The sequence below is a fragment of the Pseudonocardia sp. T1-2H genome (assembly GCF_038039215.1).
In the GTDB taxonomy this organism is placed as follows: Bacteria; Actinomycetota; Actinomycetes; order Mycobacteriales; family Pseudonocardiaceae; genus Pseudonocardia.
Genome location: NZ_JBBPCL010000001.1, coordinates 986,816 through 1,013,347, shown reverse-complemented (window position 1 = coordinate 1,013,347; position 26,532 = coordinate 986,816). Strand labels below are relative to the sequence as shown.

The 26,532-nt window shown below is 72.6% G+C and carries 21 protein-coding genes and 2 pseudogenes; 7 read left to right on the top strand and 16 right to left on the bottom strand.

The genetic code is table 11. The features are described from left to right. Positions 1 to 29: 29 nt before the first annotated feature. From WBK50_RS05155 to WBK50_RS05130, 6 genes are all read right to left on the bottom strand, one after another. Positions 30 to 1,220 carry a GAF domain-containing sensor histidine kinase gene (locus tag WBK50_RS05155; RefSeq protein WP_341334483.1) on the bottom strand — a complete coding sequence of 397 codons (1,191 nt, stop codon included), beginning with the start codon at positions 1,218 to 1,220 and terminating at the stop codon, positions 30 to 32. After that, a complete protein-coding gene (locus WBK50_RS05150; RefSeq protein ID WP_341334482.1) occupies positions 1,217 to 1,903 on the bottom strand; it encodes a response regulator transcription factor in 687 nt (228 codons plus the stop codon). The genes WBK50_RS05155 and WBK50_RS05150 overlap by 4 nt, the downstream gene beginning before the upstream one ends. A gap of 139 nt (positions 1,904 to 2,042) precedes the next feature. Then, positions 2,043 to 2,237 carry a ferredoxin gene (locus WBK50_RS05145; protein WP_341334481.1) on the bottom strand — a complete coding sequence of 65 codons (195 nt, stop codon included), beginning with the start codon at positions 2,235 to 2,237 and terminating at the stop codon, positions 2,043 to 2,045. A 42-nt stretch (positions 2,238 to 2,279) separates the two neighbouring features. Next, on the bottom strand, positions 2,280 to 3,467 hold the full coding sequence (locus WBK50_RS05140) for a cytochrome P450 (protein ID WP_341339300.1): 1,188 nt from the start codon (positions 3,465 to 3,467) through the stop codon (positions 2,280 to 2,282). Between the two features lie 571 nt (positions 3,468 to 4,038). Then, the gene (locus WBK50_RS05135; RefSeq protein WP_341334480.1) at positions 4,039 to 4,239 is read right to left on the bottom strand and encodes a hypothetical protein; all 201 of its coding nucleotides are present in this window, start codon (positions 4,237 to 4,239) and stop codon (positions 4,039 to 4,041) included. After that, entirely contained in the window at positions 4,220 to 5,929 is a 1,710-nt protein-coding gene (locus WBK50_RS05130; protein ID WP_341334479.1) for a flavin-containing monooxygenase, read from the bottom strand. Before WBK50_RS05130 ends, WBK50_RS05135 begins: the two co-directional genes overlap by 20 nt. A 170-nt stretch (positions 5,930 to 6,099) precedes the next feature. Here WBK50_RS05130 and WBK50_RS05125 point away from each other — a divergent pair, with 170 nt between their 5' ends. Further along, positions 6,100 to 7,590 carry a long-chain-fatty-acid--CoA ligase gene (locus tag WBK50_RS05125; protein ID WP_341334478.1) on the top strand — a complete coding sequence of 497 codons (1,491 nt, stop codon included), beginning with the start codon at positions 6,100 to 6,102 and terminating at the stop codon, positions 7,588 to 7,590. 61 nt (positions 7,591 to 7,651) lie between these two features. Here WBK50_RS05125 and WBK50_RS05120 read toward each other — a convergent pair whose 3' ends face one another. The 5 genes and pseudogenes from WBK50_RS05120 to WBK50_RS05100 form a co-directional block, all read right to left on the bottom strand. Beyond that, the gene (locus WBK50_RS05120) at positions 7,652 to 8,359 is read right to left on the bottom strand and encodes an alpha/beta fold hydrolase (protein WP_341334477.1); all 708 of its coding nucleotides are present in this window, start codon (positions 8,357 to 8,359) and stop codon (positions 7,652 to 7,654) included. Positions 8,360 to 8,409: 50 nt separating this feature from the next. Further along, positions 8,410 to 8,721, bottom strand: a pseudogene (locus WBK50_RS05115) (phage holin family protein); the annotation flags it as partial. Between the two features lie 34 nt (positions 8,722 to 8,755). Continuing rightward, complete coding sequence (locus WBK50_RS05110; protein WP_341334476.1) at positions 8,756 to 9,598, bottom strand: MBL fold metallo-hydrolase; 843 nt, start codon at positions 9,596 to 9,598, stop codon at positions 8,756 to 8,758. A 62-nt stretch (positions 9,599 to 9,660) separates the two neighbouring features. After that, positions 9,661 to 11,064: an ATP-dependent 6-phosphofructokinase gene (locus WBK50_RS05105; protein WP_445942224.1), complete on the bottom strand. Its 1,404-nt coding sequence runs from the start codon at positions 11,062 to 11,064 to the stop codon at positions 9,661 to 9,663. A 177-nt stretch (positions 11,065 to 11,241) separates the two neighbouring features. After that, positions 11,242 to 11,652 carry a TIGR03618 family F420-dependent PPOX class oxidoreductase gene (locus tag WBK50_RS05100; protein ID WP_341334475.1) on the bottom strand — a complete coding sequence of 137 codons (411 nt, stop codon included), beginning with the start codon at positions 11,650 to 11,652 and terminating at the stop codon, positions 11,242 to 11,244. A 295-nt stretch (positions 11,653 to 11,947) separates the two neighbouring features. Here WBK50_RS05100 and WBK50_RS05095 point away from each other — a divergent pair, with 295 nt between their 5' ends. The 3 genes from WBK50_RS05095 to WBK50_RS05085 are packed head-to-tail and all read left to right on the top strand — an operon-like array spanning position 11,948 to position 14,345. Further along, positions 11,948 to 13,342 (top strand): MFS transporter, encoded by a 1,395-nt coding sequence (locus tag WBK50_RS05095; protein WP_341334474.1) that lies wholly within the window; start codon positions 11,948 to 11,950, stop codon positions 13,340 to 13,342. 54 nt (positions 13,343 to 13,396) lie between these two features. Further along, complete coding sequence (locus WBK50_RS05090) at positions 13,397 to 13,867, top strand: winged helix-turn-helix transcriptional regulator (protein WP_341334473.1); 471 nt, start codon at positions 13,397 to 13,399, stop codon at positions 13,865 to 13,867. A 31-nt stretch (positions 13,868 to 13,898) separates the two neighbouring features. Continuing rightward, complete coding sequence (locus WBK50_RS05085; RefSeq protein WP_341334472.1) at positions 13,899 to 14,345, top strand: SRPBCC family protein; 447 nt, start codon at positions 13,899 to 13,901, stop codon at positions 14,343 to 14,345. Here the strand turns inward: WBK50_RS05085 and WBK50_RS05080 are convergent. The 4 genes from WBK50_RS05080 to WBK50_RS05065 form a co-directional block, all read right to left on the bottom strand. Next, a complete protein-coding gene (locus WBK50_RS05080; RefSeq protein WP_341334471.1) occupies positions 14,342 to 14,728 on the bottom strand; it encodes a VOC family protein in 387 nt (128 codons plus the stop codon). The genes WBK50_RS05085 and WBK50_RS05080 overlap by 4 nt on opposite strands. Before the next feature lie 29 nt (positions 14,729 to 14,757). Beyond that, on the bottom strand, positions 14,758 to 15,924 hold the full coding sequence (locus WBK50_RS05075) for an acyl-CoA dehydrogenase family protein (RefSeq protein ID WP_341334470.1): 1,167 nt from the start codon (positions 15,922 to 15,924) through the stop codon (positions 14,758 to 14,760). A 28-nt stretch (positions 15,925 to 15,952) separates the two neighbouring features. Continuing rightward, entirely contained in the window at positions 15,953 to 16,498 is a 546-nt protein-coding gene (locus tag WBK50_RS05070) for a carboxymuconolactone decarboxylase family protein (protein ID WP_341334469.1), read from the bottom strand. 261 nt (positions 16,499 to 16,759) lie between these two features. Further along, positions 16,760 to 17,503 carry a hypothetical protein gene (locus tag WBK50_RS05065; RefSeq protein WP_341334468.1) on the bottom strand — a complete coding sequence of 248 codons (744 nt, stop codon included), beginning with the start codon at positions 17,501 to 17,503 and terminating at the stop codon, positions 16,760 to 16,762. Here WBK50_RS05065 and WBK50_RS05060 point away from each other — a divergent pair. From WBK50_RS05060 to fabG, 3 genes and pseudogenes are all read left to right on the top strand, one after another. Continuing rightward, positions 17,490 to 18,827, top strand: coding sequence for a 3-oxoacyl-ACP synthase III family protein (locus WBK50_RS05060; protein WP_341334467.1), 1,338 nt, complete (start codon positions 17,490 to 17,492; stop codon positions 18,825 to 18,827). The two genes, WBK50_RS05065 and WBK50_RS05060, sit on opposite strands and share 14 nt — an antisense overlap. A gap of 4 nt (positions 18,828 to 18,831) precedes the next feature. Further along, positions 18,832 to 24,476 (top strand): annotated as a pseudogene (locus tag WBK50_RS05055) (ATP-binding protein). Continuing rightward, positions 24,476 to 25,246, top strand: a complete 771-nt coding sequence (fabG, locus tag WBK50_RS05045; RefSeq protein WP_341334464.1) for a 3-oxoacyl-[acyl-carrier-protein] reductase — start codon at positions 24,476 to 24,478, stop codon at positions 25,244 to 25,246. Before WBK50_RS05055 ends, fabG begins: the two are co-directional and overlap by 1 nt. Before the next feature lie 58 nt (positions 25,247 to 25,304). Here fabG and WBK50_RS05040 read toward each other — a convergent pair whose 3' ends face one another. Further along, entirely contained in the window at positions 25,305 to 26,528 is a 1,224-nt protein-coding gene (locus tag WBK50_RS05040) for a glycoside hydrolase family 3 N-terminal domain-containing protein (RefSeq protein WP_341334463.1), read from the bottom strand. Positions 26,529 to 26,532: the final 4 nt, after the last annotated feature.

Below are 26,532 nucleotides of genomic sequence, written 5' to 3'. Positions count from 1 at the left end.
GACGGAGGCGCGCAACCGCGCGTCGGTGGTCATGCCCGCAGTCCCTCGACCGGGACGACCGCGGTGATCGTGGTGCCGCCGCCGGGTGTGGAGGCGACGTGCAGCGTCCCGCCCACCACCTCCGCCCGTTCGGACATCGACCGCATGCCGTAGCCGGTGGCGGTCTCGCTGATCGCGACGGTGTCGAAACCCGCCCCGTTGTCGGACACCTGCAGCTCCGCCCGACCCTGCCGGACGGCGAACCGCAGCCGGCCGGCCGTGGCGCCGGCATGCTTGGTGATGTTCTGCAGGCCCTCCTGCGCGATGCGGTAGAGCGCGATCTCGACGTGCTCGGGCAGCCGCTCCTCGGCGAGGTCGAGGCTCAGCTCCAGCTCCGGGATGGACCGGGCCAGGCTGGCCAGGCCGCCGGCGAGGCCGAGGTCGTCGAGCACAGGCGGGCGCAGGCCGCCGATCGCGGCCCGGGCCTCGTCCAGCGTGAGGTCGAGCAGCTCCCGGGCCAGCACGAGCTGCCCGGCCGCAACCTGCGGGTCCTGCAGGAGTGTGTGCTCCATCGCGTCGAGGTGGTAGTTGAGCGTGACGAGCCGCTGGGAGATTCCGTCATGGATGTCGCCGGCCAGCCGGCGCCGCTCGGTCTCCTGCGCGGCGATCACCTGCTCGGTGAACCGCTCGGTAGCCAGCTCGCGGGCAGCGAGCCGCCGGTGCATCCGTGCCTGGTGCAGCGCGCCCGCCACCAGGCCGCCGATCACCACGAGCAGTCGGATGTCGCGGTCGGTGAACTCCCGCCGGACCACCGTGTGCACGTTCAGCACGCCGACGAGCCCCGCCGTGTCGGTGGCCATGGGCACCGACGCCATCGACGTGAAGTCGGTGCCGCGCAGGGCCGGGATGGGCACGTACCGCGGATCGCTCTCCTTGTTCTCGACGATCACCGTCGGCGTCCGGTTGCGGGCCACCCATCCGGTGACGCCGGTCTCGATCGGGAGCCGGACCTTGCCCACCGCCCGGTCGAACGGCGCCGTCGCGCCGGCGAGGCTCAGCGAGCGCTCGCCGTCGTCGAGCACGTGCACGAAGCAGACGTCGGTGTCGGTGGCGTCGGTGATCAGCTGCGCAACGGCTGACGCGAGCGGTTCCACGGCGGGTCCGATGGAGGCGGCCTCGATCAGCCGCAGCAGCAGCCCGTTCTCCCGCTCCGGATCCGCCAGGCCGAGCACGTCACTCACAGGAAGATCCCCTCGCGCAGCGCGGTGGCCACGGCCCCGCTGCGGTCGTTGACCTGAAGCTTGCGGTAGATCGCCCGCAGGTGGCTCTTCACCGTCTCGTCGCTCACCACGAGCCGGGCGGCCACGCCGCGGTTGGACAGGCCCGCCACCACCAGCTCCAGCACCTCGCTCTCGCGGTGGGTGAGTCCGTGCCGCGCGCCGGGCCAGAACTCGTCGCTCTGCAACCGCGCCGCGGTGTCGACGGCGCGGCCGGCCAGCGCGCTGTCGATGACGGTGGCCCCGGTGTGCGCCAGCTCGAGTTGGCGCACCAGCTCGTCGCTCGTGATCTGCTTGAGCAGGTAGCCGGACGCGCCCGCGCGCAGTGCCTGGAACAGGTACTGCTCGTCGTCGTAGACGCTGAGCAGCACGACCTTGCAGTTCGGGTCGCGCTCCCGCAGCTTGCGGCACAGGTCGAGGCCGCTGACGCCGTGCATGCGCACGTCGCAGAGCACGATGTCGGGGATGAGTGAGGCGACCACCTCCACTGCGCGGTCCGCACCGATCGCCTCGCCGACCACCCGGATCCGGCCCTGGAACGGCACGAGCATGGCCTTGATCCCGGCCACCACCATCTCGTGGTCGTCCACGAGGACGACGCGCAGCGGCCTAACCGACCCTCCACGATCCGGGAAGGCCGTCGTCATGGTTCCTCCTCGGTCCCGACCGTCGCCCGGCGCGGGTGCTCGATGATGAAACTTGAAGCGTATCGGCCCCGTGCCGGCACGAGGTGCGTTCACCTGGCTCGTCCGCTGGGCCGTATGGCCGACGATCCCGGCGCCCATGTCAGTCCGCGACGGTGATGGCCCGGGCGGGGCAGAGCGCGGCCGCCTGCCGGACGGCGTCGGCCAGCTCAGTGGGCGGGGTCGGGTCCCGCACGACCACGATGCCGTCCTCGTCACGCTGGTCGAACACGGCCGGGGCGGTGAGCACGCAGTTCCCGGCGGCGACGCATTTGTCCTGGTCCACGGTCACCCTCATCAGAGATCTCCTTGCCTGTCGTTGTGTTGTTCGTCGGGGGTCTCACCAGGTGACGGGGAGCTGGTAGACGCCGTAGATCGCCCCGTCGTGTTTGAACGGGATCTGGTCGAGGTTGCCCCGCTCGGCGGCCAGCCGGAGGGTGGGGACGCGGCGGAAGAGGGTGCCGTAGACCACCTGCAGCTCGACGCGGGCCAGCGGCTGGCCCAGGCACTGGTGCACCCCGAAGCCGAAGGCCACGTGGTGGCGGGCGTTGCGGCGCAGGTCCAGGCGGTGGGGGTCGGCGAAGGCGGCCGGGTCGCGGTTGCCGAGTTCGTTGGCCAGGATCACGCCCTCGCCGGCCCGGATGGTCTCGTCGCCGATGTCGATGTCGGCCAGCGCCACCCGGCGGCGCCCGGTGTGCACGATGCTCAGGTAGCGCAGCAGCTCCTCGACCGCGGCGGCGATCACCGTGGAGTCGTCGGTGTTCTGCAGCACGGCCAGCTGGTCGGGGTGCTGCAGCAGGGCCAGCGTGCCCAGCGCGATCATGTTCGCGGTGGTTTCGTGCCCGGCGACCAGCAGCAGGCGACCGGTGGCCGCCGCCTCCTGCCGGGAGACCTCCCCCGCCGTGACCCGCCCGGCCAGTTCGGTCAGCAGGTCGTTTCCGGGGTTCGCCATCTTCTCGGTGACCAGTCGGTCGAGGTAGTCGACCAGGCGCTGCTGGGCGGCCTGCGCCTCGTCCGCGGGCGTGGTGCGCTTGACCAGGAGCCGGGAGTTGGCCTGGAAGAAGCCATGGTCGGCGTACGGGACGCCGAGCAGCGTGCAGATCACCAGTGACGGCACCGGCAGGGAAAATGCCTCGACCAGGTCCACCGGCCGCGGGCCGGCCAGCATGTCGTCGATCAACCCGTCCACGATCCGTTGGACGGCGGGCCGCAGTCCCTCCACCCGCTTGATCGAGAACGGTGCGGTCACCATCCGGCGCCGCCGTGCGTGCTGGGGATCGTCCATGCGGATAAAGGTCGCGGTCTGCTGCTGCGTCGCCATCTGGCCCGCGCTCACGAAGGGGTATTGCGAGTGGTGGGAGTCGCTGCTGATCCGCGGGTCGGCCAGCAGCGTCCGCTGGTCGTCGTAGCGGGTGACCAGCCACGGTGTGCTGCCGTCCCACAGCCGGACCCTTGTGATCGGCGCCTCGTTCTGCAGCTGCTGCAGTCGCGGGGGCGGGTCGAACGGGCAGGCCGCCGCCCGCGGCATCGGGTAGTTCGGAGCACCGGCACCCGCCGGCTCGGCGATCCTGGCTGCGCTGTCGGTCACGGTATTCGTCCTCTCCAGAAGCCGGCACCAGAGCTGTGAGAGCGAGGACAGGGCACCCCCGCGCCGCACGCTGTCCTCGCCGCTGGCGCCCCAGGTGGAGTCGAGCCTCCGAGCCGGCGGGGTGAGGCGACATCGCGCGACTCGTGCGATACGCAGCGCTGCGATCAGCCCGAGCGCCTGCGCCGTTCCCCCAGCTCGGGGCCCACCGATACGACCCCACCCGGCAGCGGCGCCGCGCCCACGCCCGCCACGCCCCGCGACACGCCCTGGTGTCCGCAATGGCCGGCTACCGCCTCGAATACACCCTGGCCACCAAACTGGTCAACGACCTGGTCGAGGCCGCCGACGGCGACAGATCTTCTGCGTCTTGCGGGTGCTCGCGGTGAGCTGCTCCTCGGACCGGGCGGAGAGCACGAACGGGGTCTTCGGATTCGGCCGGGCCCTCCAGCAGCCCCGGCCCGAGGAGCACGGGCGGGTCCGGTCCCCGCCGGCCGGCGAGCTGACGGGGAACCTACTGGTCGGCGGGCCGGAAGTCCGCCGTGTCCGGTCTGCGCGTCATGTGCCAGTAGTCCACCAGCCGCCACGGCGTGGTCGTGACGACCCGGCCCGCCGCGTTGCGGTAGTACGTCGTCATGCCGGGGTGGGTCCAGATCATCTGCTCGTGGGCGGCGTCGAGGCGCGCGTTGTAGGCGTCACAGACCTCCTGCCGCACCTCCAGGGGCTCCTTGTGCGCGGCGAGCTTCCCGGAGGAGCCCGACGACGTAACCGGTCTGCGCCTCGGTGTGGAAGAACGTGCTGCCGCCGTGACCGAGGTTCGTGTTCGGCCCGTAGACCAGGAAGAAGTTGGGGAAGTCCGGGACGGCGACGCCCAGGTGGGCGCGGGCGTCGTCGGTTCCCCACTGCTCGCGCAACGGCACGCCGGACCGGCCGCGGACGTCCATCGGGAACAGCATCCGGCGCGACGAGAAGCCCGTGGCGAGCACCAGGACGTCGACGTCGTGGCGGCGGCCGTCCTGCGTCACGACGGTCGAGCCCTCGACGGCCGCGACCCCGGACGGGACGAGCTCGACGTCGCCCCGGCGGATCGTGGTGAACCAGTCGTTGTCGATCAGAATCCGCTTGCCGTAGGGCGGATAGTCCGGCAGGACCGCGTCCCGGAGGTGCTCGGCCCCCTCGAGCTGGGCGTCGACGTGGGCGGTGAAGAACCGGCGGTGCTTGTCGTTGAGGGCGTTGATCGAGCGTTCCGGATGCGGCCAGTCCGGGTCCCTGCGCAGCGTCGGGTGCAGCTTGTCCTGCAGCATCCACATCAGCCGCAGCCGGTACCAGGTCCGGTAGCCGGGGAGGTGCTCCATGAGCCGGCGCACCCGGTCGTCGATACGCCGGAGGTAGTTGCCGTTCGGGGTGATCCACTGCGGCGAGCGCTGGAAGACCGTCACCGAGGCCGCCTCACCGGCGATCTCGGGGACCACCTGCATCGACGAGGCCCCGGTCCCCACCACCCCGACGCGCTTCCCGCGCAGGTCGACGTCGTGGCGCCAGCGAGCCGTGTGGAAGGCGGGGCCGGGGAAGGTGTCCAGGCCGGGGATCGCCGGTGTCGCGGGCTGGTTGAACTGCCCCACGCAGCTGACGACGACGTCGACGGTCCGCTGCTCCTCCCCGTCCGGGCCCCGGAGCACGACGTCCCAGCTCGTGCCGGTCCACACCGCGGACACCACCGACGTCCCGAACGTGATCGCGTCCCGCACCGGGGCGGCGAACTCCCGCAGGTAGGCGATGATCTCCGGCTGCTTCGGGTAGTAGCGGCTCCACGACGGCCGTGGCCCGAAGGAGAACGAGTAGAGGTGGCTCGGGGTGTCGACCCCCGCTCCCGGATAGGTGTTCTCCAGCCAGGTCCCGCCGACGTCGGCGTTGCGCTCGACGACGGAGAAGTCCAGCTGCAGCCGGCGCAGGGCGTGGGCCATGCAGATCCCGGAAGCGCCCGCGCCAATCACCAGGACCCGCGGCCCGTCGGGCCCGATCGCCGGGCCGCGTAGCCAGGCCGGTTCGCGGAAGCCGCCGTCCTCGGCCATCGGCTCGGCGTACTCGGGCGGGATCTCCTCGCCGAGGGAGGCGCTCAGCATCGCCACGATCCTCGCGTCGTCCGGGGGTGACGGGGCCTCGCGCACTCCCCGGAGCACCGCGAACGCCGCCTCCCGCAGCTCGTGCCTGCGCTCCGGGTCGAGGCCCGCGGTGTCGTTGTCGTCGAGGGCGCGGGTGCGGCTCGGGCGGAACCGGCCGGTGAGCCAGCCGTCGTCCCCCGTGACGTGGGCCAGCACCAGCAGCAGCGTCGGGAGGTTGGCGCCGTCGAGGGCGTCCCGGAGATCGGCGTCCGCCAGGGGCGCCGGCGCAGCCACATCGCTCACCGCCGGACGGTAGACAGATCCACCGGATCCTCGCAACGGAGGGCGGGCGCGGGCCGCCGGACGGCGCATCGGGCGTCCCGCCGACCGATGGTGGCGCCGCCGCTCGGACAAGAGGACATAAAGTGCCCACGAGCGAGATCGATCAGCATCTCCAGCAACGGGAGTCGACGATGACAAACCTGGCCGCGAACCTCATCGCGACCGCCGAGAAGTACGGCGACCGCCCCGCGGTGCGCCTCGACGACCACGTCCTGACCTACAGCGACCTGCACTCCGCAGCGGCCGCCGTGGCCGGGACCCTCAGGTCGCGCGGGATCTCCCCGGGCGACCGCGTCGGGCTCGTCCTGCCGAACGTGCCGGCCTTCCCCATCCTGTTCTACGGCGCGCTGCTCGCCGGCGCCACCGTGGTCCCGATGAACCCGCTGCTCAAGGCACGGGAGGTCGAGTACTACCTGAACGACTCCGGCATGTCGATGGTGTTCGGCTGGGACGGCGGGGGCGACGTCGTGCCCGCCGCGGCCGAGGCCGTCGGGATCACCGGTGTCGTCGTCAGCGCGCTCGGGCCGTCGGCGGAGCAGCTCGAGGGCGAGCCGATCACCACGCCGGTGGAGCGGGACGACACCGACACCGCCGTCATCCTCTACACCTCCGGCACCACCGGACAGCCCAAGGGCGCCGAGCTCACCCACCGCAACCTGAACACGAACGCGCGCATGACGGTCGACACGCTCATCGAGATCACGTCGGACGACGTGATCATGGGCTGCCTGCCGCTGTTCCACGTGTTCGGGCTGACCTGCGGGCTCAACGCCGCGGTCGTCTCCGGTTCCTGCCTGACCCTGCTCCCCCGTTTCGACGGCGGCAAGGCGTTGGAGATGGTCGGGCGGGACAAGGTCACGGTGTTCGAGGGCGTGCCCACGATGTACGCCGGGATGCTGCACCACGCGAACGCGGGCAGCGCGGACATGTCGTCGCTGCGCACGTGCATCACCGGCGGCTCGGCGATGCCGGTGGAGATCCTCAAGGCGTTCGAGCAGAAGTTCGGCTGCCAGGTCCTCGAGGGCTACGGCCTCTCCGAGACCTCCCCCGTCGCCTCGTTCAACCAGCCCGGCCGCGAGCGCAAGCCCGGCTCGATCGGCTTCCAGGTGCGCGGCTGCGAGATGAAGCTGGTCGACGACGACGGCAACGAGGTCGGCGCGGACACCCCCGGCGAGATCGCGATCCGCGGCGAGAACGTCATGAAGGGCTACTGGGGCCGGCCCGAGGCGACCGCCGAGGCGATCCCGGACGGCTGGTTCCGCACCGGGGACATCGCCACCAAGGACGCCGACGGCTACTACTTCATCGTCGACCGGAAGAAGGACCTGATCATCCGCGGCGGCTACAACGTCTACCCGCGCGAGGTCGAGGAGACCCTCTACGAACACCCGGCCGTGGCCGAGGCCGCGGTCGTCGGGATGAAGCACTCGGACCTCGGCGAGGAGATCGGCGCCGCGGTGGCCCTCAAGGCCGGCCAGAGCGCGGACCCGGACGAGCTGCGGGACTTCGTGAAGGAGCGGATGGCGGCCTACAAGTACCCGCGCAAGGTCTGGATCGTCGACGCCCTGCCCAAGGGCCCGACGGGCAAGATCCTGCGCCGTGAGGTCTCCGCGCCGGAATAGCGCCGGAGCCGCCCGTGCGCGGAAATCGTCGCCCTGGCAACGATTTCCGCGCACGAGCGCGTCAGCGAAGCAGCTCCTCCACGACCAGCTCCGGGACGGTGATCATCGCGTCGTGCCCGGTCTCGATCTCCCGGCATCCGAAGCCGGCCCGCGCCACCACGCCGAGCGAGGAGGCGATCGCCTCGTACCGCGGTGCGACGCAGTGCAGGTAGGTGACCGGTAGCCCGTTGCCGAGCGGATGCTCCAGGTCCAGCGGCTCCTGATAGCTGCGCAACGGCTGGGGCGTGAGCCGGCGTCCGACCCACGCCGCGTCGGGCCCGGTCACGGCGAACGCGGAGGCGTCGGGCGGGGGCGGGATCGCGATCCCGTCGCCGCGCCGCCGCGCGTCGCTCGTCCGCCGGGCCACGAGCTCGTCGGGCAGGGCGTCGAAGGCGCACTTCCCCGCGTCGACGACCAGACCGTCGAGCAGGACGATCCGCCGGATCCGCCCGGCTTCGCGGTCGGCGGCACCGAGCACCGGGAGCGCGCCGAAGCTGTGCCCGACGAGGACGACGTCGTCGAGCTCCTCGGCCTCCAGGACGGCCACCACGTCGGCGGTCATCGTGCTCAGCCCGACGTCCGGGGTGAGCAGATGGGACCGCTCGCCGAGCCCGGTCAGGGTCGGGGTGAACACGTCGTGCCCGCGTTCGCGGAGCAGCCCCGCGACCCGGCGCCAGCACCAGCCACCGTGGTGGGCCCCGTGCACCAGGACGAACCTGTCTCCGGGCATCCCGGTCACCACGTCCTTCCCGACCCGCGCCCGCCGCGGGGTTCCGGCGATCAGCCTGCCACGGATCCGCGCTCGGCCTGGATCTCGTCGGCCTCGGCGGACGGTTCCTCGCCGGGGACCGGCTGGCCGAGGTGGGTGAGCCAGCCCCGCAGGACCCGGTGCAGCGCCTCCGCGCCGACGATCTCCCCCGGGGCCGGCAGCTCCCCGGGGTACATCAGGAAGCCGCGGCTCTGCGGTCCGCCGAGGCCCCCGTGCGAGCCGACGTGCGGCTCGAACGGCGACGCGTCGTCACGTGCCGGGTCGTAACGACTGTTGATCATGATGTCCGGGCAGTGCGGGAAGGTGTCGACGCGCCGAAGAGCAACGGGTAGCCGATGGCCTGCGGGTCCGACCAGTTCACGCGGCGTCCCCCGGCCGGCTCCGCAGTTCGCGGCCGGCCCGGATCGCCGCCTCGACGGACTCGCCGGGCCGCGCCACGACCACGCGGGAGCCGCTGCTCCCGGCGGCGACCGCGGCCGCGAACTCCTGCGGCGGCTCGGTCAGCAACCGGCGCATCCGGGCACCCGCGCGGCCCGGGGCGCGGGCCAGCCCGGCGACGGCGAGGGTTCCCCAGTGCACCGGCACGACCAGCGACGGCCGCAGCCGCCCGACGGCGACGGCGGCGCGTTGCGGGGTGAGGTGCCCGGGCCCGAGCGACGGCCCCCAGCCCCAGACCGGGAGCAGGGCGGCGTCGAGGCGGCCGGCCGCGGCGATGTCGGCCATGCCGTCGAACAGGTCCGTGTCCCCGCAGACGTAGACGCGCGAGCCGTCGCCCTCCAGCACGTGGCCGAGCGCGGGCGCGTCCGGGCCGTGCGCCGAGCGCGGACCCCACCGGTGCCCGCTGTGCGCGGCGGGCACGGCCGTGATCCGCAGGGCCCCGTCGCGCAGCTCCTCGCCGACCGCCAGCTCGTCCACCCGGGCGACACCGCGGCGGCGCACCCACTCCCCCGCGCCGCGCGGCACGACCACCCGGGCGTCCGGGCGCAGCAGCTTCAGCGACGGCAGGTGCAGGTGGTCCCCGTGCAGGTGCGAGATGAGGACGACGTCCGCGTCCGCGTAGTCCTCGGGGCGAGGCGGCGGCACGACGCGGCGCAGCGCGGACACCCGCCGGGTGAGCACCGGGTCGGTGAGGACGACGCGGCCGGCCAGCTCGATCCGGACCGTCGAGTGCCCGAGGAACCGGAGGGCGGACGGCTGCACACCGACGAGTATCGCCCTCACCCGGTCGTGGACGGGCGTCGGGCGGTGGGTCGGCTGCTCCGTCAGTCCCCGAACCGGAAGGGCTGGCCGGTCGACTCCAGGACCGCCATCCAGAGGTCCCCGTGCGGGTCCACCTGGTTGCGCTTGCTCACCGCCATCGCCATCGGGATGTGCACGAACCGGCGCCGCACGCGCCCGACGACCATCGCCGTCCGGCCGGACATCGCGGCGTGCACCGCCGCCTGGGAGAGCCGGACGGTGTAGACGCTGTCGTACGGGTTCGCGGGGACGCTGCGGATCGCGTAGCTGGGGTCGATGTAGCGCAGCGACGTCTCGACGCCGGCCTCGGCGAAGTGGGCCGCGATGCGTTCCCGCAGGTAGGGACCGATGTCCCCGAGCTTGGCGTTGCCCGAGGCGTCCGTGGCCGCGTCGCCCGCCAGGAGCTCCTGGCCCGCCCCCTCGGCGGCGACGACGACGGCGTGGCCGCGCTGTTCGACCCGCTTGCGCAGGTGCGCCAGGAGCCCGTTCTCCCCTTCGAGGGCGAAGGGGACCTCCGGGATCAGCACCACGTCGGCGTCGCTGCGGGCGAGCGCGGCGTAGCAGGCGATGAAGCCCGAGTGCCGGCCCATCAGCTTGACCAGGCCGATGCCGTTCGCCGTGGACTTCGCCTCGACGGTGACCGCCCGGATCGACTCCGACGCCCGGGAGAACGCGGTCTGGAAGCCGAAGCTCTGGTCGATGTAGGGGATGTCGTTGTCGATCGTCTTCGGGATCCCGACGATCGCGATCTTGAGCTTGCGCTCGGCGATCACCCGCTCGATCTGCATCGCGCCGCGCATCGTGCCGTCCCCGCCGACCACGAACAGCACGTTGATGTGCATCCGCTCCAGGCAGTCGACGATCTCCTCCGGGTCCTGGTGTCCGCGCGACGTGCCGAGCACCGTGCCGCCGTCGACCGAGATGTCCCGGACGGACTGCGGGGTGAGCTCGACGACGTCGTAGGCGTAGGAGGAGATGAACCCCTGGAACCCGTTGCGGAACCCGACGACCCGGCGCACGCCGTAGTGGTAGGTCAGGGTCCGGACGAGCCCGGCGATGACGTCGTTGAGCCCGGGGCACAGACCGCCGCAGGTCACGATCCCCACCCGGGTCTTCGACGGGTCGAAGTAGATCTTCCGGCGCGGACCGCAGGGCTCCAGCCCGGGGAGCCGCTCAAGCGGCACTCCCCGCGAGGTGACCTTGGTGAGGGTGTCGTCGAGCAGGACCCGGTCGTCCTCGTCGATGTAGTGCTCGGTGGTGCGCCGCGAGTCCAGCAGCGGCGCCATCGGCGAGGTGATCCGGCACGGGCCGAGGGTCGCGATGTCCAGGTCCGCGGGATCGACGGCCACAGGACGGTCCAGCGGCACGACGTTGTTCCCGCCGGGCTGCTCCCCCGCCTCGTTCACGTGATCGAACGCCTCGCTCACCTCACCACTCCCCGCGACCCGGTGTCCTGTCCCTGTCTCGACCGCACGGCCGTGTGCACGTGCGTCGGATCGGTCACCCCGCGACGGTGGGGACGGCGACCTCGGTCCTGCCCCACCAGCGTGCCCCACCCGGACCTGGAAGGACAGGCCGGGGGGTGGGAGTTCCGCGGCGGGCGGTCAGGCCAGCCCCAGGACCCGGTCGACGACGATCTCGATCACCACGCGCTCCGGGTTCACCCGGGGCACCCGGAACCGCTTCGCGTAGCGCTCCTCCGCGTCCCGGACGCGCTCGGCGTCGTCCCGCACCGTCGCGACCCCCTCGAGGCTGGACCAGCGCGCGCCGTCGACCTGGGAGACCACGACCCGCGCCCCCGCCGGACCGGCCGCGGCGACGTTGCGCGCCTTCTGCGAGCCGCCGCGGCAGATGACCCGGGCGACGCCCTGCTCGACGTCCACCGTGACCCCCACCGGGACGACGTGCGGGGTCCCGTCCCGGCGCAGGGTCACCAGGGTGCCCAGGTGGCGTTCGGTCCAGAACTCGCGGAACTGCTCGGACACCGATCCAGGCTCGAGACGTCGGACTGCCATGCCGGCCATCCTGCCCGGCGGGCCCGACGGCGACCGACGCGCCTGCCGCCGAACGGCCGTACGGGCTTCGCCACCCGAAAGGGTGAACCGGACGAACACGACGTTGCTCGGTGAGATACTTGGCAAAGGCAAGCGTTCACCTTGCGGGCGAAACGGGCGTCGTGGTCACCTGGACGGGAACCCTGCTCATCCGGACGGAGACGCCGCGTGTCCGAGCTTCGCCCCCGCCCCACCCGCCACCATCGGCGACGACGCCTCCGCGATCGCCCGTCGCCGCCCCGGGGTCGCGATCGGCGTGCTCGCCTCGTGCGGGCTCCTGGTGGCGCTGATCCAGACGATGGTCGTGCCGCTGCTGCCGCAGTTCCCGCGGCTGATGTCCACCACCCCGTCGACGGCGGCGTGGCTGATCACCGCGACGCTCGTCGCGGGCGCCGTGTCCGCACCGGTCCTGGGCCGCCTCGGGGACATGTACGGCAAGCGCCGGATGCTGCTGTGCTCGCTCGTGCTGATCGGGCTCGGCTCGCTCCTGGGCGCGCTGGCGCCGAACATCCTGGTGCTGCTGGTGGCGCGGGTCCTGCAGGGCGTCTCGTTCGGCGTGATCGCGCTCGGCATGAGCCTGATGCGGGACGTGCTGCCCGCGGAGAAGATCGGCGGCGGCGTCGGCCTGATGAGCTCCTCGCTCGGGGTCGGCGGCGCGATCGGCCTCCCGCTCACCGGCGTGGTCGCCCAGTTCGCGAGCTGGCGATGGCTGTTCGCGGGCGCCGCGGTCGTCGCCCTCGTCCAGATCCTGCTGGTCGTGCGGCTGGTCCCGGAGTCCGGCGTGCGGACGGGCGGGCGGTTCGACCTGATCGGCGCGGCGGGGATCGGCACGGCGCTGGTGTGCCTGCTGCTCGCCGTGTCCAAGGGCGGCGAGTGGGGCTGGGCGTCGCCGGTCACCCTCGGCCTGCTGGGCGCTTTCCTCGTGATCGTCCCGGTGTGGGGCCGGCACGAGCTGCGGACCCGGGCACCGCTGGTCGACCTGCGGGTGACGGCGCGGCCCCCCGTGCTCTGGACCAACGTGACCTCGGTGCTGATCGGCTTCTCGATGTTCGCGACGTTCGTCGTGGCGACCCAGATCCTGCAGGCGCCGGTGGAGACCGGCTACGGGTTCGGGCTCTCCCTGATCGTCGCCGGCGTCGTGCTGCTCCCGATCGGCGGCGCGATGGTGGTGTTCTCCTCGACCTCCGCCCTGATCTCCCGGACCCGCGGGCCCCGGACCACGCTGGTCCTCGGCGCGTCGGTCCTGGTCGTCGGCAACGTCGCGTTCGCGCTGCTGCCCGGCAGCCTGCTGCTGCTCATGCTGGCCGCGACCGTCGCCTCGATCGGCGCCGCGCTCGCCTACTCCGCCCTGCCGCTGCTGATCATGCGGGCGGTCCCGGAGACCGAGACGGCCGCCGCGAACAGCCTGAACACCCTCATGCGCCAGCTCGGGACCTCGTCCTGCACCGCCGTCGTCGCGGCCGTGACGACGGCGATGACCCTCGACCTGGGCGGCCGGGTGCTCCCCTCGAGCGGGGCCTACACCACGATCTTCCTGGCCGGCGCCGGCGCGGCGGTCCTGGGGACGGTCGTGGCGGCCCTGACCCCGTCGCCCCGGGGGGCGGGCCACAGCGAGAACGCCGGCGCCCTGGTCACGAGCAGCACCCCCTGACCGGGGCCCGCGCTTCGGTTGTTCCCGGCAACCCAGCGCGGTTAACCTGGCGGGGTGGACTGGACCGAACTGGACAGCAGGAGCTGCTCGGTGGCCCGCACCGCCGCGATAATCGGCGACGCGTGGACGGTCCTCGTGCTGCGTGACCTCCTGAACGGGGTCCGCCGGTTCGACGACATCGCCGGGCACCTGGGTATCGCCCGCAACGTGCTCACCCGACGGCTCGCGACCCTGGTCGAGGCCGGGCTGGTCGACCGGGTGCCCTACCGGGAGCCCGGCCGGCGCGAGCGCCACGAGTACCACCTCACCCCCGCGGGCGCGGAGCTCCGCACCGTGGTCATCGCGATGCTGGACTGGGGCGACAGGCACCTGGCCGGGGAGGCCGGCGCGCCGATGCGGATCGAGCACCCCGGCTGCGGCGCCGCGGTGCACGCCGAGCTGCGCTGCGAGGAGGGCCACGTCATCGCCGAGCACCGCGGGTTGCGCACCCTGCCCGGCCCGGGGGCCGTGACCCGGGCGAGCTGATTGGGTACCGCGAACCGTGGTACCCGCGGCCATGGGTGACTACGAGCACAGCACCACCGTCGCGACCGACCCGGACTCGCTGTTCCGCTACCTCTCCGACGTGCACAACCTCCCGAACTACTTCTCCGCCATGCGCGATGCCGAGCCGACGGGGAAGGACGCCTCCGACGCCGGACACCCCGGTGCGCAGGAGATCCACGTCGTCGCGGAGGTCGAGGGGAAGCGCCGCGAAGGCGAGGCCTGGTTCGAGGCCGACGAGCGGACGCGTGCCCTGCGCTGGGGTTCGGAGAGCCGCAACGGCTACCACGGCGAGTTGGCCGTGAACGGGGCCGCCGAGGGCGAGTCCGAGGTCGTGGTGTCGCTGCACACCGAACACGCCGACGGCCCGGCCGTCCGTGCGGGCCTCGAGGAGACCCTCGCCGAGATCAAGCGGACCGTCGAGGGGACGGCGGTCGAGGGGACGGCCAACCCCACCTAGGGGCTCGTCCGGATGTCCTTGCGGAGCGGGTGCTCCGGAGGGATCTCGATGAACCCGATCCGCACGCCGTCCGGGTCCTCGACCCACATCTCGTCGAGGCCCCAGGGCTCGCGGCGCGGCTCGCGCACGATGCGTGCGCCGCGCTCCGCGAGCTCCTTGCGGGCCCCCGCGAGATCCCGGACCTGCATCCAGAGCCGGACTCCGTCGCCCGTGCCGGGCCCTTCGCCGCGGCCGGACACCTCGAGGAACCCGCCGCCCAGGAAGAACACCGTGCCGCCCGGGAACTCGCGGTACACGGCCAGGCCCAGGACGTCCCGGTAGAAGACCGTGGTGACGTCCGGATCGACCGGGCGCAGCAGGACACGGCCGGCGAGAATCTCCACGGACCCGACCCTAGTGCCGAGGTACTCCCTCAGTAGGACCGCGGGAGCCCCAGCACGTGCTCGCTCACGAAGTTCAGCACCATCTCCTGGGAGATCGGGGCGATCTTCATCAGCCGGGACTCCGTCCAGTACCGGCCGACGTCGTACTCGTCCGCGTACCCGAAGCCCCCGTGGGTCTGCATCGCCCGGTCCGCGGCGAAGTGCCCGGCCTCCGCGGCGAGGAACTTCGCGGTGTTGGCGTGCTCGCCGCAGGGCAGCCCCTCGTCGTAGCGCCAGGACGCCTCCCGCACGGCCAGCTCCGCCGCGTGCAGCCGCATGTGCGCCTCGGCGAGCGGGAACGCCAGGCCCTGGTTCTTCCCGATGGGCCGGCCGAACACCTCCCGCTCCCCCGCGTACGCCACGGCCTTGCGCATCGCGGCACGGCCGATGCCGAGCGCCTCCGCGGCGATGAGGATGCGCTCGGGGTTGAGCCCGTCGAGCAGGTAGCGGAAGCCCCTGCCCTCCTCGCCCACCCGGTCCGCGACGGGGACGGGCAGGTCGTCGTAGCTCACCTCGCAGGACGCGACGGCGTTGCGGCCGAGCTTCGGGATGGGCCGGATGTCCACCTCGGGCCGCTGCAGGTCCGCGAGCAGCAGCGTCATCCCGTCCGTCCGCTTCGCGCACTCCTCGAGCGGGGTCGTCCGGACGAGCAGCAGGACCTTCTCGCAGTCCTGGGCCTTCGACGTCCAGACCTTGCGCCCGCGGACCAGGTAACGGTCCCCGTCCCGCCTGGCGCGGGTGGCGATCGACGTCGTGTCCGTCCCGGCGTCCGGCTCGGTCACGCCGAACGCGACGTGCAGGTCCCCGGACGCGACGCGCGGCAGGTACGCCTCGCGCATCGCACGGGAGCCGTGCTTCGCCACCGGGTTCATCCCGAACACGGCCAGGTGGATCGCGCTCGCGCCGTTCATCGCCGCCCCGGACGCGGCCACCTCCTCCAGGACGATCGACGCCTCGGTGATCCCCTGCCCGCCCCCGCCGTACTCCTCGGCGAGGGAGATGCCGAGCCAGCCGCCGTCGGCCATGGCCCGGTAGAAGTCCCAGGGGAAGCGGTGCTCGGCGTCGCAGGCGCGCCAGTAGGCGTCGTCGAAGTCCTTGCAGACGGCGCGGACACCCTCCCGGATGGCGCGATGGTCGTCGTTCGGCGTGAAGTCCACGGTGACTCCCTCTCGGTCCGGGTGTGTCCTAGACGCGGGCGGCGGGCAGGCCTTCGACGCCGACCGCCTCGTCCGGGTCGATGCGCAGCGCCGTCATGAGCCGGGCCAGGCCGAGATAGTGCCCGGCCACCAGCCCGACCTCCACGATCTGCTTCTCGTCCAGCTCGGCCGCCAGCGCAGCGTAGGTCGCGTCGGGCACCTCGCCGTCCCGGACGAAGTCTGCGACGAACGCGAACATCGCCCGCTGCGCCGGGGTGAACAGCTCGGAGCCGGTCTCGCCGCGGTCCAGGGCGTCGACCTGCTCCTGCGTGCCGCCCGCGGCCAGGGCGATCGGGACGTGCTGGTCCCACTCGTAGCGGGCGTTCAGCCGGCCGACCTGGAGGATGACGAGCTCGCGCAGCAACGGGTCGATCGCGAGGTCCGCGAGCAGCGCGCCGCCGTACTTGAGCCACGGCCGGAACGCCGTGTCGGCGCGGGCGACGAGCCCGAAGACGTGCAGCGGTGGCACCTTCCCCAGGGTCGCGGCCGTCTGCGGCGGGACGTTCCGGGCATCTGCATACGTGACACGAGCCATGTTCTGCAGACCGTAGGCGACTCCCGCCGCCGCCGCTGCACGTTCGACGATCCGTAGAATCTGCTCGGCCCGTGCCGTCCACAGTGGTGGCTCATGCGGCCGTCACGTGCGGGGACGCGGAAATCCGTCACGAACGCACGAGTAACACTCCGCGGTAACACTCCACAGTATTACCGGAAGGTAACCGTCAACGGTGACCGGGCCCGGTACAGAATGGGCGATCGGGACCCAGGTCACCTGTCGATCATCGCCGGAATCCCGCTACCGTTCCCTCACCGCCCGATCCACCCACTCGCGGTTGCGCAGGCTCACGACCAGGAGTTTCCTCGTGATGCCCGGTGCAACGGAGGTCCGCCACACATGAAGCCGTTCGTGGTCAACAACCATGGCCGTCTGGTCTTTCCCGCCAATTTCTCGCCCGACCTGGATTTCTCGGTGCTCGACTCGCTGGAGCAGTTCGGCGCCGTCATCGGCCGCGATTTCGAGTCGAAGGCCCCCACCGGAACGGACATCCTCGCCCGGGTGGAGGCCGGCGCCTACCCCAGCCGATTCGAGCTGTTGCGCGACCTGGGACAGAACATGTTCTGGGTCAACCGTTATTCGATGACGATGTACGACAAGCGCCCGACGCGCTGGCGGGACGTCCCGCGGCACCGCCCGGACGTCTTCCTGCCCGTGCTCACCCCGTGGGTCGACGGGGACCGGAAGGTCGCCGCGGTCGAGCAGGCGTATCGCGAGCTGCCCGCCGCGTGGGACGAGACGGCGGAGGACGCCGTCTTCAACCTGCTCTTCGACGTCTTCCGCAACCGCCGCCACCACGCCACCGAGCTGCCGGCGGTCAAGCCGACCGTCGCGGAGTTCCTGCGCACGCCGGACGCGCTGACCTTCGTGCTTCCCCAGCACGACCCGGACTACCCGGTCTTCACCACGCAGGAGATCCACGACGCCGAGGCCGCCGTCCCGGAAGCTCGAGGCGCTGACCCGCTGGGCGATGGTGCTGCACAACCAGTACCCCTGGGACCGCTCGAAGACCGAGCTGAGGCCGGCGTCGGAGATCGGCGACGACGACATCGTCATCGCGTTCCACCCGCGGACCCGCGAGGTCTCGGCGTTCCTGGACCGCGTCAGGGCGGGCCGCGTGCCCGCCCAGCGGACGGCGTCCCCCGTCGTCCCGAAGGCGCCGGTGCGCCCCTTCCCGCCGGTCAAGGTGCGCGAGGCGTTCACCGTGCAGCCGAAGCTCGAGGCGCTGGCGATCGTCCGCGGCGAGCTGGTCTGCGACAACTCCGACGTCGTCCGGAACACCAGCTTCTCCTGGTCGCCGATGAGCGCCGCCGAGATCAGCGCCAAGACGGGCATCGACCAGCGCCGCTACACCCGACACGACATCGGCGAGCTCGCCCTGGAGGCGGCGAAGGCCGCCATCGCCCACTCCGGGCGCTCGACGGACGAGATCGGCGCCGTGCTCGTCGCCACCTGCACCAGCGACCGGCTGATCCCGTCGCTGTCCACCTGGCTCTCCGGCGAGCTCGGCCTCCTGCAGACGCACTGCTCGGCGGACATCGTCGCGGCGTGCGCGGGGCTGCCCTACGGCCTCGCCGAGGCCGTGCGCCAGCTGCAGGAGGTCGAGCGGCCGGTGCTCCTGGTCTGCGTCGAGAAGTTCTCGGACAAGATCGGCAGTGTCCGCACCTCGCGGATGATCTTCGGTGACGGCGCCGCGGCGATCGTCGTGGCCCCGGCAGCGGAGGGGTCCGCCGGGGACGTCGACATCCTGCAGACCTACGCCGGCGGGCCGCCCGAGCAGGTGAACTCGATCATCTGGCCGAACCCGGAGTTCGACAACGACATCACGGTCTACGGGCCCGAGGTGAAGGCGCTGGTCGCCCGCTACCTCGCACAGATGATCGGCGAGCTGGGCGAGCTGCCCGGCGACACGTCGGACACCCTGCTCGAGGAGATCGACCTGATCGTCCCGCACCAGGCCAACAAGACGATGATCCTGCAGCTCGCCGACAAGGCCGGGCTGTCCGCGGACCAGCTCTACTTCGACATCGAGACCATGGGCAACGTCTCCGCGGCCTCCATCCCGATCGCGCTGTTCGACGCCGTGCGGGACAAGGTGATCACCGCGCCGATGCGCGTCTTCGCACCGGGCTTCGGCGCCGGCGCGGTGGGCGGGTACGCGGTGATGACCGTCGACCCGTCGATCGTCGCGCCGGAGGTCGTCCTCGGCGGCGTCGGGGAGCGACCGGCCGGCTCGCCGGACGCGGCCGATCTCCCTCCGATTCCCGGCACCACGAGCGACGATGTACACGTCGCGTTCGGGGTCTAGCAGGATGTGGCCCGTGAGCTTCCACAGGATCGCGATCGTCAACCGTGGTGAGCCCGCCATGCGGCTCGTGCACGCAGTCCGCGAATGGAACGCGCAGGGGGAATCCCCGCTGCGCACCGTCGCGCTCTACACCGCCGTCGACCGGCGGGCCATGTACGTCCGTGAGGCGGACGAGGCCGTCCTGATCGGCCCGGACGACCCGGACCATCTGGGACCGAGCCCCTACCTCGACTACGCCGAGCTGGAGCGCGCCCTGCGCGTCTCCCGGGCCGACGCCGTCTGGCCGGGCTGGGGGTTCGTCTCGGAGAAGGCCGAGTTCGCGGAGCTGTGCGACCGCCTCGGCATCACCTTCATCGGCCCGTCCGCGGACGTCATGCGCCGCCTCGGTGACAAGATCGCCGCGAAGAGGCTGGCCGAGGAGGTCGGCGTCCCGCTGGCGGCGTGGAGCGGCGGCCCCGTCGCGGACCTCGACGCGGCCCGCGCGGCGGCGGAGTCCATCGGCTACCCGCTGATGGTCAAGGCGACGGCCGGGGGCGGCGGCCGGGGCATCCGCTACGTCGCCACGCCGGACGCGCTGCCGGAGGCCTTCGAGCGGGCGAGCTCGGAGGCGTCGAAGACGGCCGGGGACGCCACGGTGTTCCTGGAGCGGGCGGTCCGCGGCGGCCGGCACGTCGAGGTGCAGGTCGTCGCGGACGCCGCGGGCGACGTGTGGACCCTGGGCGTCCGGGACTGCTCGGTGCAGCGCCGCAACCAGAAGGTGATCGAGGAGTCCGCGTCCACCGCGCTCGACGCCGAGCAGGAGGAGCTGCTGCGGTCCTCGGCCGCCGAGCTGGTACGCGCCGCGGGCTACACCAACGCGGGCACCGTGGAGTTCCTCTACGAGCCCAAGGAGCGGCTGCTGTCGTTCCTGGAGGTCAACACCCGGCTGCAGGTCGAGCACCCGGTGACCGAGGCCGTCACCGGCGTCGACATCGTCAAGCTGCAGCTGCACATCGCCGGCGGCGGGAAGCTCGCGGACGTCGCGCCGGAGGCCCCGCGGGGCTCCGGGCACGCCATCGAGGCCCGGCTCACCGCCGAGGACCCGGAACGCGAGTTCGCACCGGCCCCCGGCCGGATCGAGCACCTCGCGCTGCCCAGCGGCCCGGGCATCCGGGTGGACACCGGCGTCGCGGCCGGCGACGTCATCCCGCCGCAGTTCGACTCCATGATCGCGAAGGTCATCGCGTGGGGCCGGGACCGCGGCGAGGCCCGCGCCCGGCTCGTCCGCGCGCTGCGCCAGACGGCCGCGGTGATCGACGGCGGCACCACGAACAAGGCGTTCCTGCTGGACCTGCTGTCCCGGCCCGAGCTGGTCACCGGGGACACCGACACCACCTGGCTCGACGGGATGATGGCGCAGGGCTACACGCCGCCGCGCCGCCTGGACGTGGCGCTGCTGGCCGCGGCCGTCGAGGCGCACGACGGGCACGTCGCCCGCCAGCAGCACCGGCTGCTGGCCTCCGCGGAGCGCGGCCGGCCCGAGGTCGGCTACGAGACCTGGCACCAGACGGACGTCCGCGCCGGCGGCGACTCCTACCGGCTGCGCGTCGCGCGGACCCGGGCCAACCGGTACCGCGTGGTCCTCGAGCTGCCCGCCGCGGGCGGGGGTTCCACCACCCAGGCGGTCGACGTCGACGTCGAGCGTTCGGGCCGGTTCGAGCGGCGGCTGACCCTCGGCGGCACGACCTACTCGGTCCTCTCGGCGCCGCAGGACGCGGACTACCTCGTCGAGGTCGACGGCGCCGTGCACCGGATCTCCGGCGGCGAGGCCGGCATGGTCCGCGCGCCCGCCCCGGCGATGGTCGTCGCGGTGCCGGTGACCGCCGGGCAGACGGTCGCCGAGGGTGACGTCGTCGCCGTCGTCGAGAGCATGAAGCTGGAGACCGCGCTGCGGGCACCGTTCGCGGGCGTCGTCGCCGAGGTGCTGGTGCCGGCGAACACGCAGGTCGAGGGCGGGTCCAAGCTGGTCCGGCTGGAGCCGACGGCCGATCCGGCCGCCGCGGGGCCCTCCGGGGACCGGGCGGACTTCTCCGCGCTGGCCGGGTCCGGCGAGAGCGCCGCGGACCCGGGCGCGGTCGCCGCGGACGTGCTGACCGCGCTGCGCTGGCAGGTCCTGGGCTTCGACGTCGACGAACGCGAGGCCAAGCCCCTGCTCTCCCGGCTGGGGAAGGCCCGCGAGGCCCTGCCCGGCGACGACCCCTCCGTGCTGCTCGGCGAGACCGCGGTGCTGCGGATCTTCGCGGACCTGTCGTCGCTGTCCCGCAACCGCCGCGAGCTCAGCGTCCCGGAGACGACCAACGGGGAGGCCGCCGAGGAGACCGGGCGCAACCCGCAGGAGTACCTCTACGCGTTCCTGCGCTCGCGCGACGCCGAGGCGGAGCAGCTGCCGGAGTCCTTCCAGCAGAAGCTGCGCCGCGCGTTGGCCCACTACGGCGTCACCGACCTCGCGCACCAGGACCTGGGTCCGGCGCTGTACTGGATGTTCCTCGCGCACCGCCGGGCCACCGCGCACGTGCCGGTCGTGATGGCGTTGCTGCAGTGGCGGCTGACCCACCCCGCTTCGGTGGCGGAGCTGTCCCCCGCGGCCCGGGACGAGTACCTGGGCACCCTCGACGAGCTGGTCCGGGCCACCCAGGTGCGGCACCCGGTCGTCGGCGACCTGGCGCGCCAGGTGCGCTACCGGCTCTTCGACGCCCCCGCCGTCGCGGCGGAGCGCAGCGAGGTGCTGCACAAGGTCCGTGCGTCCCTGGACGCGCTGACCGAGAACCCGGACGCGCCGGACCGCGCGGAGCGGATCGAGTCCCTCGTCGCGTCGTCGGAGCCGATCCTCGGGGTGTTCGGCGCGGAGCACAACGCCGCCCTGCTCGAGGTGATGACCCGGCGCTACTACCGGGTCCGCCCGCTCGGCGAGATCACCGTGACCGAGCAGGACGGCCGCCCGCTGCTCACCACGGACTACACCCACGAGGGCCGGGACCGGCGCGTCATCGCGACGGTGATCGACAACAACGACCCGGCACGGGCGAAGGCCGCTGCGGACGAGACCCGGCGCCTGGTCTCCGAGCTGCCCGAGGGCCGCACCGCGGTCGTCGACCTCTACGTCACCTCCACCCACGCGGACGACCGCGGGGACGCCGACGCCCGCGCCGAGCGCGTCCGCGCGGCGCTGGGCTCGGTGCCGCCGGAGAAGCTGACCCGGGTCGCGGTCGCCGTGCGGCCCAACCCGACCACGGTCGAGGACCCGGTGTGCGACCCGGGCCCGATCTGGTTCACCTTCCGCCCCGAGGCGGACGGCACGCTCGTCGAGAACCGGACCCTGCGCGGGCTGCACCCGCTCGTCGGGGACCGGCTCGGCCTCTGGCGCCTCGGCGCGTTCGACCTGCGCCGGCTGGACTCCGCACCGGACGTCCACCTGTTCCACGCCACCGGCAAGCAGGTCCGCGAGGACCAGCGGCTGCTGGCGTTGACGGACGTGCGCGAGCTGACCGTCCTGCGGGACGAGACGGACGGGCGGATCCGCTCGCTGCCGCAGCTGGAACGGGTGCTCGACGCCTGCCTGGACAGCCTGCGCAGCGCCCGGAGCAAGGACCCGAAGCTGGCCAGGCTCGGCTGGAACCGGATCCTGCTCTACGTCTGGCCGGTCGTCGACATCCCGGTGGACGAGCTGGACTCCGTGCTCAGCACGCTCGCGCCGCGGACCGGGGGACTCGGCCTCGAGCAGGTGATGGTGCAGTTCCACGCGCCTGCCCCGGCCGGGGCGAGGCCCCGGAGTTCATGTTGCGCATGTCCCGGCCGCCGGGTGCCGGGCTGACCCTGCAGCTCACCGAGCCGCCGACCCACCTGCTCCGCGAGCTGGACGCCTACGCGCAGAACGTGATCAAGGCGCGCCGGCGGGGTGCGGTGTACCCGTACGAGATCGTCCCGCTGCTCACGAAGTCCGGCGGGACCTTCGTCGAGTACGACCTGGACCCCGAGGCGGACACCTATCCGACGGCGGCGCCCGTCCAGCGCGAGCCCGGCCGCAACACGGCCAACATCGTGCTCGGCACCGTCACCACGCCGACCGACCGCTACCCGGAGGGCATGACGCGCGTCGTGCTCATCGGGGACCCGACCCGTGCGCTCGGCGCGCTGGCCGAGCCGGAGTGCGCCCGGGTCGTCGCGGCGATCGAGCTGGCGCAGCGGCTGGACGCGCCGATCGAGTGGTTCGCCGTCTCGGCGGGCGCGAAGATCGCCATGGACTCCGGCACCGAGAACATGGACTGGATCTCCCGGGCCCTGCGCTCGATCATCGAGTTCACCCAGGCCGGCGGCGAGATCAACGTCGTCGTCACCGGGATCAACGTGGGCGCCCAGCCGTACTGGAACGCCGAGGCCACGATGCTCATGCACACCAAGGGCATCCTGGTCATGACGCCGGACAGCACGATGGTGCTGACGGGCAAGCAGTCCCTGGACTACTCCGGCGGCGTCTCGGCCGAGGACAACTTCGGCATCGGCGGCTACGACCGGATCATGGGTCCGAACGGGCAGGGGCAGTACTGGGCCCCGGACCTGGGCGGCGCCATCGACGTGCTGTTCCGGCACTACGAGCACGCCTACCGGCTGCCCGGCGAGCGGTTCCCGCGGCCCGCGCCCACGGCGGACCCGGCGGACCGGGACATCACCACCGCGCCGCACGCGGGCGGGGACTTCACCACCCTCGGGGAGATCTTCTCCGCCGAGACGAACCCGGGCCGCAAGAAGCCGTTCGACATCCGCTCGGTGATGCGCGGTGTCGCGGACTTCGACCACACCCCGCTGGAGCGGTGGGAGGACATGCACGACGCGGACTCCGTCGTCGTGTTCGACGCCCACCTCGGCGGCATTCCCGTCGAGCTGATCGGCATCGAGTCGAAGCCGATCCCGCGGCGCGGCCCGCTGCCCGTCGACGGCCCGTCGCAGTTCACCGCGGGCACGCTGTTCCCGCGCTCGTCGCGGAAGGCGGCGCGGGCGATCAACGCGGCGAGCGGCAACCGGCCACTGGTCGTGCTGGCGAACCTGTCGGGCTTCGACGGCTCGCCGGAGTCCCTGCGCTCGCTGCAGCTGGAGTACGGCGCGGAGATCGGCCGGGCGGTCGTCAACTTCGACGGCCCGATCGTGTTCTGCGTGGTCTCCCGCTATCACGGCGGCGCGTTCGTCGTGTTCTCCGCGACGCTCAACGACACCATGGAGATCGCCGCCGTGGAGGGCTCGTACGCCTCGGTGCTCGGTGGCGCTCCGGCCGCCGCGGTGGTGTTCGCCGGTGAGGTCCGCAAGCGGACGGACGCCGACGAGCGGGTGACGGGCCTCGAGGCCCGCGTCGCCGCCGCGGTCGAGTCCCGCGACGAGCCCGAGGCCGCCCGGCTGCGGGCCGAGCTCGCCGCCGTCCGGGCGGACGTCCGCTCGGAGAAGCTCGGCGCCGTCGCGGACGAGTTCGACACCGAGCACTCCATCGAGCGGGCGCAGCGCGTCGGCTCGGTGCACCACATCGTGAACCCGCACCGGCTCCGCCCCTACCTGGTCGAGGCCGTTCAGCGCGGTATGGCGAAGACACTGGCACGCATTCCGGAAACCCACGAGGAGACCTGATGACCACCGCTGCTCCAGCCACCGACACCCACCCCGAGCCGCGCACCGCCATCGTCACCGGCGGCGCCCGCGGGATCGGGGCCGCGATCACCACCGCGCTCGCCAAGCAGGGCGTGCACGTGGCCGCGGGCTACAGCTCCAACAGCAAGGCCGCCGAAGAGCTGGCGGAGAAGCTGCGGGCCGAAGGCGGTTCGGTCTCGATCCACCAGGGCAACGTCGGGGATCCCGAGGACTGCCGGCGGGTGGTCTCGGAGGTGCTGGAGCAGCGGGGGCGTGTCGACATCCTGGTCAACAACGCGGGCATCACGGTGGACAAGACCGTCCGCAAGATGACCGTCGAGGACTGGCATGCGGTCATGCGCGTCAACCTGTCCGGCGCGTTCTACATGACCAAGAACGTGCTGGACCACATGACCGGCAACAGCTTCGGCCGGATCGTCAACATCAGCTCGGTGATCGGCGAGTCGGGCGGGATCGGCCAGGCGAACTACGCGGCGTCGAAGTCCGGGCTGTTCGGGTTCAGCAAGAGCCTCGCGCAGGAGGTCGCCCGCAAGGGCGTCACCGTCAACTGCGTGGCGCCGGGCTACATCGAGACCGAGATGGTCGCGGCCATCCCGGAGAAGGTGCTGGACAAGCTGATCGCCAAGGTGCCGATCGGCCGGCTCGGGCAGGCGCGGGAGATCGCGCGCGCGGTGCAGTTCCTCGTCGACGACGACGCGGGCTACATCACGGGCAGCGTCATCTCGGTCAACGGCGGGCTGGACATGTAGGTCCGGCATTCCCGTGGACGCCGCTCTCCCCGGGAGGGCGGCGTCTCCGCGTCCGGGCTCAGGTGCGGCGGCAGAGGCCCTTCGCGGCGAGGACCCGCTCGACGGCCCGGTCGTTGTCGGCGGCCGGGATCCGGCCGTCGGCCAACGCCGTCTCGAGGGTGTCCAGGATCGGGGCGACGGGCTCGACGTTCGACGAGAGCGCCATGTCCGCCCCGGCGCGCAGCGCGGCGAGCGTGGCCTGCGGCAGGGCGAGCGTGGCGGTGACCGCCTTCATCGCGCCCAGGTCGTCCGTCATGACCAGGCCGTCGAAGCCGTAGTCGTCCCGGAGCAGCCGGTAGGTCGCGGGGGTGAGCGAGCTGGGCAGGGCGTCCGTCAGGCCGGGGACGTCCAGGTGGCCGACCATCACGCTCGCCCGTTGCGGCCCGAGGGGCCCGAGGAGGTCCGCGTAGGGCTTGAGGTCGTTCGCCCGGAGCTGTGCGAGCGGGGGCGTGGAGACGCGGCCCTCGTGCGAGTCCCCGCTCGAGTGCCCGTGGCCCGGGAAGTGCTTGAGGACGCCGTGGACGCCCGCCTCGTGCAGGCCCTCCTCGAACGCGCGGGCATAGGTGGTGACGACGGCCGGGTCGTTCGAGAACGAGCGGTCCCCGATCACCGCGTTCGCCGGCTGGTCGCTGACGTCGACGGTCGGGGCCAGGTCCCAGGTCACCCCGCGGGCCAGCAACTGCTTCCCGCGCTGGGCGGCCAGCGCGCGGACCTGCTCGGGAGTCTTCTTCGCCATCGCGCGGGCGCTGGGCAGCTCGCCGTCGAGGTCGTCGATGCGCTGGACGCGGCCGCCCTCGTCGTCGACGGCCACGGCGACCGGCAGGTTCGCGGCCGCCTGGACCGCGTCGAGCTTCTTGTTCTGCAGCAGCGCGGTGGCGGCGCCGCCGAGGAAGATCCCGCCGACGCGGTTCTGCCGGACGATCGCGGCGGCGCCTGCGGGGTCCGCCGCGTCGACACCGACCATGAGCCGCTGCGCGAGCCGGTCCCGGGGGCTGAGCGCAGCGACGGCGGATGCGCACGTGGGGCCGGGGTCCACGGGCGCCTCGGGTGCCACCTCCGGGGCGGCCGTGGCCGGGGCGGCGGGTACGGGTGCCGCGGCGGGCTCGGCGCGCGCCGACCGGACGACGTCGGGCGCCGCTCCCGTGGCGACGCCGACGCCGCTGAGCAGGGCACCGAGGACGAGGCCGCCCGCGACGGTCGTGACCGCGCGTCGGCGTGTGGTGGAACTGTCGCGGAACCGCATCCCG

Coding starts and splice junctions, on each gene's coding strand:
- WBK50_RS05085 (WP_341334472.1), top strand. CDS start 13,899: ATGGGTGACTACGAGCACAGCACCACCGTCGCGACCGACCCGGACTCG.
- WBK50_RS05060 (WP_341334467.1), top strand. CDS start 17,490: ATGGTGCTGCACAACCAGTACCCCTGGGACCGCTCGAAGACCGAGCTG.
- WBK50_RS05120 (WP_341334477.1), bottom strand. CDS start 8,359: ATGCCCGGAGACAGGTTCGTCCTGGTGCACGGGGCCCACCACGGTGGC.
- WBK50_RS05140 (WP_341339300.1), bottom strand. CDS start 3,467: ATGCCGCGGGCGGCGGCCTGCCCGTTCGACCCGCCCCCGCGACTGCAG.
- WBK50_RS05100 (WP_341334475.1), bottom strand. CDS start 11,652: ATGGCAGTCCGACGTCTCGAGCCTGGATCGGTGTCCGAGCAGTTCCGC.
- WBK50_RS05040 (WP_341334463.1), bottom strand. CDS start 26,528: ATGCGGTTCCGCGACAGTTCCACCACACGCCGACGCGCGGTCACGACC.
- WBK50_RS05150 (WP_341334482.1), bottom strand. CDS start 1,903: ATGACGACGGCCTTCCCGGATCGTGGAGGGTCGGTTAGGCCGCTGCGC.
- WBK50_RS05070 (WP_341334469.1), bottom strand. CDS start 16,498: ATGGCTCGTGTCACGTATGCAGATGCCCGGAACGTCCCGCCGCAGACG.
- WBK50_RS05125 (WP_341334478.1), top strand. CDS start 6,100: ATGACAAACCTGGCCGCGAACCTCATCGCGACCGCCGAGAAGTACGGC.
- WBK50_RS05145 (WP_341334481.1), bottom strand. CDS start 2,237: ATGAGGGTGACCGTGGACCAGGACAAATGCGTCGCCGCCGGGAACTGC.
- fabG (WP_341334464.1), top strand. CDS start 24,476: ATGACCACCGCTGCTCCAGCCACCGACACCCACCCCGAGCCGCGCACC.